The sequence below is a fragment of the Methylophaga sulfidovorans genome, from assembly GCF_900114205.1.
GTDB classification, from domain to species: domain Bacteria; phylum Pseudomonadota; class Gammaproteobacteria; order Nitrosococcales; family Methylophagaceae; genus Methylophaga; species Methylophaga sulfidovorans.
Genome location: NZ_FOSH01000012.1, coordinates 81,020 through 92,951, shown reverse-complemented (window position 1 = coordinate 92,951; position 11,932 = coordinate 81,020). Strand labels below are relative to the sequence as shown.

11 protein-coding genes are annotated in these 11,932 nt (G+C 42.0%); all 11 read right to left on the bottom strand.

The annotated features are described in order from the left end of the window. Window positions 1–394: 394 nt before the first annotated feature. The 11 genes from BM232_RS10910 to BM232_RS10860 all read right to left on the bottom strand — a co-directional run bounded on the left by BM232_RS10910 (window position 395) and on the right by BM232_RS10860 (window position 11,859). Entirely contained in the window at window positions 395–2,056 is a 1,662-nt protein-coding gene (locus BM232_RS10910; RefSeq protein ID WP_091714571.1) for a formylmethanofuran dehydrogenase subunit A, read from the bottom strand. Between the two features lie 8 nt (window positions 2,057–2,064). Next, window positions 2,065–3,069: a CobW family GTP-binding protein gene (locus BM232_RS10905; protein WP_091714569.1), complete on the bottom strand. Its 1,005-nt coding sequence runs from the start codon at window positions 3,067–3,069 to the stop codon at window positions 2,065–2,067. Then, window positions 3,059–4,423: a DUF3526 domain-containing protein gene (locus BM232_RS10900; RefSeq protein ID WP_091714567.1), complete on the bottom strand. Its 1,365-nt coding sequence runs from the start codon at window positions 4,421–4,423 to the stop codon at window positions 3,059–3,061. Before BM232_RS10900 ends, BM232_RS10905 begins: the two co-directional genes overlap by 11 nt. Then, entirely contained in the window at window positions 4,420–5,838 is a 1,419-nt protein-coding gene (locus tag BM232_RS10895) for an ABC transporter permease (RefSeq protein ID WP_091714564.1), read from the bottom strand. Before BM232_RS10895 ends, BM232_RS10900 begins: the two co-directional genes overlap by 4 nt. Window positions 5,839–5,849: 11 nt before the next feature. Continuing rightward, a complete protein-coding gene (locus BM232_RS10890) occupies window positions 5,850–7,838 on the bottom strand; it encodes a TonB-dependent receptor (RefSeq protein WP_177207310.1) in 1,989 nt (662 codons plus the stop codon). A 10-nt stretch (window positions 7,839–7,848) separates the two neighbouring features. Beyond that, on the bottom strand, window positions 7,849–8,550 hold the full coding sequence (locus BM232_RS10885; protein ID WP_091714561.1) for an ABC transporter ATP-binding protein: 702 nt from the start codon (window positions 8,548–8,550) through the stop codon (window positions 7,849–7,851). Between the two features lie 108 nt (window positions 8,551–8,658). Further along, on the bottom strand, window positions 8,659–9,111 hold the full coding sequence (locus tag BM232_RS10880) for a Fur family transcriptional regulator (protein WP_091714559.1): 453 nt from the start codon (window positions 9,109–9,111) through the stop codon (window positions 8,659–8,661). 128 nt (window positions 9,112–9,239) lie between these two features. Continuing rightward, window positions 9,240–9,896, bottom strand: a complete 657-nt coding sequence (locus BM232_RS10875) for a DUF1826 domain-containing protein (RefSeq protein WP_091714557.1) — start codon at window positions 9,894–9,896, stop codon at window positions 9,240–9,242. Beyond that, on the bottom strand, window positions 9,893–11,101 hold the full coding sequence (zigA, locus tag BM232_RS10870) for a zinc metallochaperone GTPase ZigA (RefSeq protein WP_091714554.1): 1,209 nt from the start codon (window positions 11,099–11,101) through the stop codon (window positions 9,893–9,895). Before zigA ends, BM232_RS10875 begins: the two co-directional genes overlap by 4 nt. Further along, on the bottom strand, window positions 11,085–11,489 hold the full coding sequence (locus tag BM232_RS10865; RefSeq protein WP_091714553.1) for a TraR/DksA family transcriptional regulator: 405 nt from the start codon (window positions 11,487–11,489) through the stop codon (window positions 11,085–11,087). Before BM232_RS10865 ends, zigA begins: the two co-directional genes overlap by 17 nt. Beyond that, window positions 11,482–11,859: a MerC domain-containing protein gene (locus BM232_RS10860; protein WP_091714552.1), complete on the bottom strand. Its 378-nt coding sequence runs from the start codon at window positions 11,857–11,859 to the stop codon at window positions 11,482–11,484. The genes BM232_RS10865 and BM232_RS10860 overlap by 8 nt, the downstream gene beginning before the upstream one ends. Window positions 11,860–11,932 lie beyond the last annotated feature (73 nt).

The window sequence follows — 11,932 nt, the reverse complement described above, 5'->3', positions numbered from 1 at the left end:
AACTCAATTAATCGCTGTTGCTTGTACCAGCTCAATCGGCTTTTTCTCATGCTCAGATAATACCTTTTTAAGTATTATCTGGATCAGCCCCTAAAGTAGTTATAACTAATATCCTTATAGCCTGTTGTTTGACAGTTAAAACGCCTTATTGGATAGCATGAAAAAGCCCGTTCGTGACACCTTTATTGGGTATTACTTCCTGGCTATTGCTAGTTCAACTTTAAGAGTCGATTTAGGTGTGAAACTATCACTGATGAGGAATATTACACAGCCTCAGGCGGCATCTATCGTGTCTCTGTCGGTGCACCAGGAACTGTTTTTGACGGATTGCGTTTAGACTTCTAATTGACCTTGTCAAAGGGCATGGCTTTTACCATGCCCTTAATTACTGATTTCAAGCGGAGTATTGTCCTGCCACTTTAGTGGCTAAATAATCCCTATGCTGTTCATCCATAAAGGCATCAGTGATGCCATAGTGGCTCAGTTTCATGGTGTAAAAACGATCAAAGTAATCTTGCACCGTCTCTTCAATCTCCTGGTTAAAACCTACAGAAGCTGTAACAGTGCTGCCTTTTGTGCGTTGTGTTACCCGACCATCATTAAGTACAAGCTCACCGTTCTTAAACACTTTTTCAGCATGACGGAACATCGCCGCTTTATCTTCCTGATCTCGATAAATCGCAATATCTGCCTTCGCCCCGTTTTCCAATGAGCCTCTATCTTTTTGCCCCAATAATCTTGTTGGAGCAGCTCGCGTCATAATGGCTATTTCATACAGGCTGAATTCTTTTTTCAGATCTTTTAATAAGGTCATCTCAGTAATTTCAGGATGCAGATTTTCCAGACAGGCCATTCGATATTCATAACTCATCAGTAAATGTAATAAGTCAGGATAACGCGTGAATGGCGCGCCATTAGGGTGATCAGTGGTAAAAAACAATCGCCATGGATCTTCTGATAATAAAAAGATTTCCAGACCAATTGCCCATTGCAAGCCATTCACAAAACTGGTTTGTTTGTATTGATAAGGCACAATACCGCCACTCCCCTCATTCTCGGCATGCCAGACATGCCATTTCTTTGGAGTGGCATCGCCTCGGCGGGCAAACTGAGCCATCACATCACCTGATAAGGTCACGGTTTGGCCGAATAACACCTGCCCTACATCCATGGTGATATTGGGATAACGATTAAACGCAGCCATCAACTGAGCAGCGGCTGAAGAAAAACCGAATTTACCTTCATTGCCATAGCCATAAAACTGCACATGTGCCAGATGCATCGGCAGACCTTGTGCAGCTTCCATGGTATCGACAATCGTCTGAATATTGCCTGGCGTACCTAAGTTATTACAATGAACATGAACTGGATGCGGTAAACCAGTCTGCACAGCTGCAGTTTGCAGGGTTTGTAATAACTGACGTGATGAAATACCGTAATCACTCAGCTCATCATCCAGATTAAAGGTCTCAGCGCCTAGCTTAAAGGCCTGAGAGCCACCGGCGTTAATTACCTTTAATCCCAAAGCTTTTGTTTTATACAGCGTCCAGGCCACATAATCATTAATTTGTGATTGACTGGCACCCTGTCGGATTAAATTCACCAATAAATCATCACTGCCCAGAATGGCTAAAGCAGCGGTATCAATAATGGGAATATCTGCAAACTCTGCATGCACTTGTGGGGCATTCACCGGCAGCATGGCAGGTTCCACCACCAGGCTATAGCCCATCTCAGTATATTTATAACCGGTTTCAAACGAAGACCAATGTGCATTGGAAAAAGGTGTAGCCGCTTGTCGCATCAAATGATTACGATGCTGCTCAGGCAGTAATAATCGGGCTGTATTCACATTGCCACCCGCAATATGGCTATGTATATCAATCCCCCCCGCCATCACAACGTCACCATTCACATCATAAATGGTCGCTTTTTGCTGTTGATCTATAGCAGGTATGTCACAAATTCGGTCATCTTTAAACCAGATATCACGAATCTCGCCATTCCAGTTTTGAACAGGATCATAGGCACGGGCATTTTTTATACATGAATACATAAGAGACCTCACTGGTGCTTGATGAGGCAGTCCAATAATCCAGCATGGACTGCCTCTGATGAAAACGATGTCGTACTGATAAATTCAATCCGGCTTTCCATCAAAGCTGCCTCGCTCTGACTAGAATTAAGTTCTTTATTCACCTGATTGATAAAAAGGCTACCCAATTGAGTGCTGACAACAGCCTTCAATCGATCAGCGTTCAATTCTCGACAAAAGTCTAATAGTGCAGATTCATTAAACTGATAAAAACTATCGAAACGAAAACCAAGACTTTGCCAACCATCATCTTGGTGTTCATAGATCACAATGCCATTTTCAGTGTCTGTTTGACTGTCATTCTGAACCTGCTTTGGCTCAACGACTTTTTGCCAGATGGGACGTTTAAATAAAGACGGCCTGTCCAGCCATGACAAGGACAATTGTCCCCATTTCGTCATCTCTATCGGGGTGGCATGCAATTCATCTTGGGAAAAAACTGTTTTCATCTGAATCAAGTCAGCTGGTTTTTGCTTATCGTATTTATTAACAACAATCAGGTCAGCGACCTGTAATTGCTGCAAAAAAATGTCATGAGTGGTGTAACGTTCATCATTGAAATGACGGGCATCCACCAAGGTGATAGTCGCGCCTAACTCAATCCAGTTCTGATATTGCTGACCAGAAAGTATCTCCAATATTTCTTTGGGATGCCCCAGCCCACTGGGTTCAATCAATAACCTGTCCGGTTTTACTTCACGTAAAATTTGGTTTAATGCCACCGTTACAGGCAAGCCAGCAGTACAACACATACAGCCGCCTGGCACTTCCTTAATGATTAAACCTGACGACGCTGACTCAGCTTCAAGTAATGTTTTATCAAGCCCTACTTGGCCAAATTCATTCACTAATACAGCCCAACGTTCAGACTCTGGCTTGTTTGCCAGTAAATGGTTAATGGACGTGGTTTTACCCACGCCCAAAAAGCCGGTAATAATATTGGTCGGTACGCTTCTCAGTGGTTTAGTGCTCATGAAAACGGCGTAGCTGACGCCACATCAACATAGCAAACACAGCGCTCATCACCAGTAATTTCAGCAGGCTTTGCCATAAACCTGATCCGATATTGCTGGTGTAATTAAACGTCGGAATTCGATCAAAATCAGCTTCTTCGAAGGTTTTGTCAGGAAAATAAATTGACCAGAAGAAATCACGTATTTTTTGATGATACTGTTCAATCTGCTGTTTGAAATCGATCTTAGCCAGCATATCTGCATTTGCTAAACGATTAAAACCATATTGCAGACTCATGACGGGCGATAACCACGAAAAGGCCTGACCTCGTTGGTAACTTGCTAACTGTGTCTGATTTCGTTGGTTAACTAAGTCAGCTACGACTACATCGCTCATTTGTTGTTGACCGTAATACCAACGCCAATCAAATTCATCACCTAGCGGTGCAGTAGGTTTCCATTGTGGAAACATAGCGAGATACGCAGCAAAATCGGCTTTTTTATCCTTATCCCAGCTATCGTTCATATACTGACGCTGTTCAAATACGATGGCAGCATCTTTGCCAGCATCCTGTTGTTGAATCTGATACAGGTAAGCTAAGCCGGGCACTACAAAGGTAAAGACCAGCCAGATACTAATAAACGACAGATAATTGAAACTGGCTTCTTTATTCAAAAATACGATCCAGCCACAAATTAACCACCAGCACAGCTGATACAACATAATCTGAGCTAATACGCCAAACCAATTGCTATCAAGCGTAATTGAAGTGAGCACTGTGGCGATAACTAACAAAAGCACATTGACGATCAGCACCATCAAAGCCGGTACCGCCATTTTTCTGAATATTAACCGTGTTCCCTTAGGTACTTGAGCGACTAGCATTGGCCAACGCCCGGTGTTTTTCTCATCGGCTAAAACATTAATACTCATTGCCGCAATCAGTAATGGCATCAGATATAACCAGAGGAAAGACAAGTCAAACTGTCCAAAACGTTGAGCATCGACATTACCTGTCGCCGAAGCATTGACCTGACCTTGCAGCCCTAATAACCTCACTCGCAGATGGTTAGCAGACTCATCACGTTCCCCCCGGAAAATGGCTGACCAGGCATGTGGCGTTTGCGACACAGGGTGGAACAGGAAATAGCCCATATAGCCAGGAAGAAGTTGATCTTTATCGTACTGCTCACGGTAATGCTCAATATCATCCTGATAATGCGCTTGAGCAAACTGATACTGCTCAAGTTCACGTTCGATTTTTGTCTCAGTTAAACCGATGGCAATCACGCCAGCAACAAGGTAAGTCAATAACAACCATTTATTCAGCCGATTCGCCCAAAACAGTTTAAGTTCAAATGAAAACAGACTCATGACAGCGTCACCTTCGGTCTAATAGCCATAATCGCGGCCAATAATCCCATTAACCACAGTCCAATCATGGCAGCTGACGATGACATGAATGTCCATTCCTCATTTAACTTAGCAGGCTGATAGTTAAACTCTGCAAGCTCAGACCAATGAGATTTTGAGATCCGTTGTTCACTATTATCATGATCCATATCCACTTCATTGATATGTAAATCATTCAATGACTGGATTAAGTTATAGCGATAGTCTTCTGCTGCTTCTTCATATTGGCGAATTTGCTGATAACTGGTCGCACTAAGCAAATTAGATAATCGACTAGTCACTAAAAAAGGTGATAACAATGACCAGCGTGACACCCAGGCATTTTGCTTAGCTATCTGATCTAAAAGCTGCCCATATTGTTTTTCAAATACTTCACTGGTAATACGCTCCCCTTCTTGCATCAACAAGCCCTTCCAGTTCACCGGCAAATCTTCAACACGATCAACACCGTATTTTTTTAATGTTTGCTGGCGAAAATCGTTGAAATAAGGATCATCTGGATCATGTGAATCACCGACTTTGGCAACGGCTTGTGCTGTTTGAATATCAAACACGGCTTTATCTGGTAATGGATACCGCCACTCAGCAGCGGCATAGGCCAGTTTAGGTAAAACAATAACCATCACTAACCACAACAATAAAGACGTTGAGAGGCTTTGATTATTAGCACGAGACAGTGTTGAAACGAAAAGGATGAGACTGCCCCATATCACGCAATACAGAAAATACAATACAAATAACATAAAAAAGCGTGCATAGACATCGGCTTCAACTCCAGCCATTACCAAAAAGATGGCTGCTATCGAAAACACCAATGCCAGAAAAAGTAAGGAAATAAACAAAAATGCCAGCGCCTTACCGAGGATCATTTGCCTGAAACTCACACCTAGAGAAATAATCTGACGCAGCGTGCCCTGCTGACGCTCACCGCTGATACTCTTATATGCCAGAGCAATCAATACCAAAGGCCACACCACTAATATCAAGGTCGAACCTGATAAATAGCCCAGCTGCATATAACTGTGGCTACTCAGATATTGTTTAAACTGGCTGCTGTTTTGCCGGTGAGCTTCCAGAAACAACACATTACCAACAAATGGATTAACACCAGCATCAATAAAACTCAGTGGTGAAATGATGCGAAACAGCATGGCCCCATAATGAGCAGCACGATGAGGATGCCGATCAGGCTGAGCTTCCCATTTTTCATTATTGGTTTGCTGCCATTGTTGCTGGACCGCAATATAGTCCTGCTGTTGCTGCCAGTGGCTGACAGCCACTAGTACAGTGAGAGAAATTAGCAATGGCAGTAAAATTTTTAATGTTTTATGACGCCATTGCTCTACAAGTTCGTGACGGGCTATAGAAAAAAGCATACTTACACCCGTTAGAAACGATACAGCACAGAAACAGATCCATTAATTCCATCTCCAGGAGAATAGATAATGTCGGAGCCATTCTGTGAGTTGTCATAAACATATTCATAATATTCGTTGAACAAATTGTTCACTTGCAGATTGATAGTTCCCCAGCCGGTATCGTAATCAACACTGGTATTAACCAAGTTAAACTTACCGTATCTCCCCCCTTCATTCGCTTCATTTACGTAAGCACTAGCCTGGGCATCATAATGAACTCTCCAGGTAACCGCTGGCGTTACCTGATAACTAACCCCCATCGACGCAGTGTAAGAAGGAATACTACGTAATTCATTCCCCTTATCATCACCCTCTGTTCGGATTTCTGAATCTGCAGTAGTGAAATTACCCCACAGAGTTACTAGCTCCGTTACTCCCCAATTAAAGCCAAAGTCGACACCTTTACGCATAGTTTCGCCAACATTTTGTGATGTATTATCAATGGTGACATATTCATCACTGGCTTTCTGTTGCCAATAGGATAAACGCAGCTCCAGATTATCTACAGGCAACCATTTACTACCCACTTCCCAGCCATCATTCAGTGAAACATCACGTTCTGAGCGATTACCTGCGGTATAGGCTGCAGCACTGGTTGGTGCTTGAAAGCTTCTGCCGTAGTTTGCAAATACGGTGACCGTATCTGAAGGATAAAAGAACAGGTTTAATTTTGGCTGCATGATAGTGCCAAAATCATAAATATCTTGTTTCGTTTGTGCCGTATTTGTGTCGGATGTGAATTTACCATCACCACTGAATCGATCAGCTCGAAGGGCCACATTCCAGGCAAACCAATCTACTGGGGTATTCGCTAACTCAAGATAACTACCATAGTTAATAAAATCGAACTCGTAATCTCTGAGTACATTTGAGCGATCTCGTTGTCGAACATTATTCACAGTACCAAACCTTTGTTCGGTCACCTTCTGTTTCTCTATATTGACGCCCCAGTTCAATGTCCAGTCAGGATTTAACTGCCAGTTAAGAGTAGAGATAACACCATAATGATCTTGATCATCATAACGATTTTGTAATGAGCGGCTCTCTGTGAACCTGACCCAACGTTCCCTTTCATAATGATTAAAGTAGGATTTTAGAGACCAATCCACATTATCTGAAAAAGCATGATCAAAATGTAAGCTATAAGATTGTGTATTTTTATCGCCACCATCCTGTCTCGCATAGCTTGCTGAACGGGTTGGGTGTTTTCTGGCCTCGTCTTGAGTTAAATAGCCAGGCGCATCGGCATCATAATCTGAGGCACGAACAATCAAACCCAAGGAAGTATCGTCTGAAAAATCATAAAACCAACGACCTGATACTGAGTATTTATCCAACTCAAAATTGTCTCGATAACCATCAGATTGACGGTAACCAAAGAAATAGTTGTGTCTTAATTTTCCAGTTTGTTCTCCCGCATAAGCTTGAACTTCACGAGCGTTATAACTGCCTGCAGTAACTTGTATTTCACGACCTAAATCAGAGCGTGTTTCGATGTTGTAGTTACCAGCAACATTAAACAAACCGTAACGTGGATCACTAGTGCCTTTGAACACAGTAATATTACTGATATCGCCTGGAAACAGCTGATCCATTTCACTATAACCATTGTGTAAATTAGTTGGTATACCATCAATCAGTAATTTAGCATGTGGCGATGAACCTTCAGCAGCAAACCCCCTAATACCAATATCAGTATTAATAATGCCTTGATTGTAACGAGCGAAATACACGCCTGGCACCTTACTGAATAATTCCATCGTATTGTTAATGTGACTCTCAGCTAACTCATCACGTGAAATGCTATCAACAGAACCTGCTAAATTAAGATCACTATAATCGGGAGCATCGCCAACAACGATCATTGGGGAAATAGTCGCCGATGTTTTATCATCAGCTAAGACGCCAGTAGGAAAGATTGCCGATAGAATAAGGCTAGTAATTAGGTTTTTTTTCACACTTTCATCCTTAAGCTGAAAATTGATTAAAATATTGTTCAGTTAGATTAGGTAGCGTCAAACCATCGTTTTTTATGAGTTGTTTTAACTGCCCATGACTCATAATCCCGATCTGATCCGCTAGTTGATGTGCACATAAAAGATCGTGAGTCACAATCAAAACGGCTGTACCGCGTTCTTTGATAGTCTTCACCACCTCGATAAATTCTTGGGTAGCCACAGGATCTAAACCTGATGTAGGTTCGTCCATCAATACCAGCTTGGCATGTTTGAGCAGCGCAAACGCAATAGCGACTTTTTGCCTCATGCCTTTTGAAAAACCACCTACCTTTCGTACTAATTGTGTTTCAGTTATGCCCGTTCTGATGAGCACATCCTTGATATCTGATTCTATGACTTTCACACCAGCAAGCTCTGCGAGGTAGGTGATATTTTCTACTGCGGTAAAACTGGGATAGAGATGAACATTCTCCGGGATATACATCATCTGCTCACGACAATCAGCCCGCTGATGATACATATCAACACCATCCAGAACGGCATGACCAGAATCTGGTTTTATAAACCCTAGTAACATATTAAGAGTAGTTGTTTTTCCTGCACCATTAGCACCCAGAAGACATAATATTTCCCCTGAAGCTACCGTAAAATTTAAATCATCAACAGCATGGTTTTGCCCATAAAATTTGTTCAGCTTGCTAACTTCTAACATGAGTTTAGGCGTTCCCCGCACTAATTATTAATGAGAATCAATTGCATAATTTCGATATATCATATCAATATCGATAAGAAATGAAACCCGTTTCTATACGGATTGGATTTATTTGTTCTGACAATCCTTGCATAGTCCATGTAATTCAAGCTGCGGACTATTTAATTGAAAATGATTTTGTTTGATGCTTTTTTCTAGGGCTTCTACCAGTCTGGTATCCACCCCCACTTCACTAACTGACTGACAGTTATCACAAATTAAAAACTGCGGCGTTTCATGTTTATGTGAGCATGTAATGTGAGAGCAAGCCAAAAATTTATTGGTCGAGGCCAGCTTATGTACTAAGCCTTGCTCAATAAGGAACTCCAGCATTCTGTAGATAGACATTGCCGGAATTTTTTCACCTGATTTACGTTGATACAAGTCAGCAATTTCATAAGCAGATTGTGGTTGATTGTTCTCTAATAACAACTCAAGCACAAATTTCCGCTTAGGCGTCAATTTACCTCCATGCTCTATACAACTTCTTTCAGCTTGATTAATTGCTTTCTGTGTATCCATAAATTCACTTCAGGCTTCCGCGATCATCACTCGCTATTAGTTCGATGAATTGTTGATGATAACGGAATTTTAAACGTTAACCTATCCGTATAAGAACTTATCCTATAGATTTCCTTTCATTTAGAACGCTATGCAAAATCGATCCCTAACAATAAACGTCGCTCACCTGGAGTGGCTGATGGTGAGCGATGAACGAGTCCATCGATAACAGATTCAGGCCAACCTTGCCCTTTCATCAATAACACATCGCCCTCAGTTGCCGTTTGAATCATTTCTTTATTCAGATAAATCCCCGAAGACTCATCAGGCAGTCCGTTGGCGCCACTACCGAGCTTATTGCGATTAACATTATCCTCCGTTAACCACTCAGTCGTTTTCCCTGAATAGGTCGTGACCAGGCGACATGATAATTTATCGACATGAAAACGTGGACACATGGTTTTATTTAACAATTCCAGTCGTAAACCGACATGCGTTAAATCAAACAAATCAGCAAAGACTTCTGCCAGAAATGTCATATCATTTTCCAGTGCAGTAAAAGCCTGTTGCTTTAGTGAACCCCGTAACCATTCTTTCACTTCGCTGGGTTTTAAAACTGCTCTCAGTGCAAAACTTGAATGTGTATTAAGTAGTCCTTTAACATCATTGTGCAATGCCGAGCTTAAGTTTCTGCGCCATAAAGCCAGATTAACATTATCACAATATATATCTGACAAATCAGATAGTTCAGATGCATATTTAATGTTATCAGTAAAATATATTTCTTGTCTTTTTAACGCTGTCATTGCATCTGCCACTCTGGAAATGGATCGGGTAAGGTCTGCCACATAGACTTGCCAGCCAGCAATTCATCATCACTTAACAAACACGCATCTAATTGCTGTCTTATCATCGATTCATTCAAGTTCTGACCGATAAACACCAGCTCCTGACGCATATCTCCAAAAGGTTCTTGCCAGTGCTCCATGATGACCTCTCTCGATGCTTCATCTTGTGGCCAGCGATCTTCAGGAACTGCTTTCCAGAACATGCCAGCAAAACCATGATGAGCGATGCCACCAGCTTGACTCCAGTGACCAGCAAATTGTGGACGAGTCGCCAACCAGAAATAGCCTTTAGAGCGAATTAACTTACCGTCAGGCCAATCCTGGTGCAGGAACTCATAAAACTTCTCAGGATGAAAAGGCTTACGGGCTGTGTATGAAAAACTGCTGATGCCATATTCTTCAGTTTCCGGCACATGTTCTCCCCTGACTTCCTGCAGCCAACCAGGTGCTTGTGAAGCTTTATCAAAATCAAACTTATGCGTTGCAAGTACTTTATCGAGCTCCACTTGTCCGTGTTTCAGTGGGAAGATATCCGCCTGTGTATTCAAACTTCTCAGTATTGAAATCAATTCATGCAGATCCCCTATGCTGCAAAGGTCTGTTTTGCTGATAAGAATGACATCGCAAAACTCCACCTGCTCTATCAAAAGATCTGCAACACTCCGCATATCCTCATCACCAAGGTGCTCGCCTCTATCTTTCAGCAGCTCAGCTTCACGAAAATCTTTCAGAAAATTTACCGCATCGACCACGGTAACCATGGTATCTAAACGAGCAATCGTCGATAAACTCTCGCCATCTTCATCAGCAAATGTAAATGTTTCAGCCACAGGCAAGGGTTCAGAAATACCCGTTGATTCAATCACCAGATAATCAAAGCGGCCTTCATCAGCCAGACGCTTGACTTCGATCAGCAAATCCTCACGCAAGGTACAACAAATGCAGCCATTGCTCATTTCAACCAGTTTTTCTTCTGCGCGATTAAAATCAACTTCGTTATTGAGTTGCTGAGCATCAATATTAATTTCGCTCATATCATTCACAATAACCGCAACTTTTCTGCCTTCACGATTATTTAGAATGTGGTTGAGTACCGTCGTCTTCCCTGCGCCGAGAAAACCGGACAATACTGTCACAGGCAGGCGATTATCGTTTGTCTTCATAACGTCGTTCTCTTTTTTCATTTATATTCTTGATATCCGTACTGTATTCAGCGGTGGGTCTAATCAATAAACGCTCTAAACCGATGGGGTCGCCACTTTCTAAACAGTAGCCGTACTCTCCCTGACGTATTCGCTGTCTGGCTTTATCAATTTTAGGAATAAGCTGACGTTTTCGATCGGCTAACCTTAGGGCTATCTGGGCCTCTTCCTCTAAAGTCGCCCGATCAGATACATCGCTCACTCTGCCGTAATTAATTTCCTGCTTTGATGCCTCAATTTCATCCAGCGTTTGTTGCCTTAACTCAATTAATCTGGCATCAAAAAAAGCTAACTGCTCATCATTCATATAATCAGCTTCATCCATTGCCAATAGTGTTTTTTCATCCATTACTGGGCTCCATCACCAAGGCTGTTTTGGCGATTAACTGTCGATTCCAGAAATGACCACTCATAATGACGAGTGCTGCTGGAATTGTGATCCAGAACTCATAATGTTCTGGTAAGAAAAAGGTTGAGACCATTGCACTAATTCCAAGCACCACCATAATCATCGGTACATGATTGCCATGTTTGATATAAGCAAACGGTAGACTCAGCAGCGCTAATAATATGACGGGTACTAACATCAATTGATGAATCCAGGGGGAGTCCAACCACGCACTAACAGCCCCTAATGCTGCTAAGCCCATCACTATGGGTGTAACAACACAATGCACTAAACACAATCCTGAACAGGCAATCGCAATATTGTCTTTCATAAGCGCCTCTTAATTTATGATATATCGTATCATATTGTTAAAAAATAGCAGATGCAAGAAAAATTAACCTTTG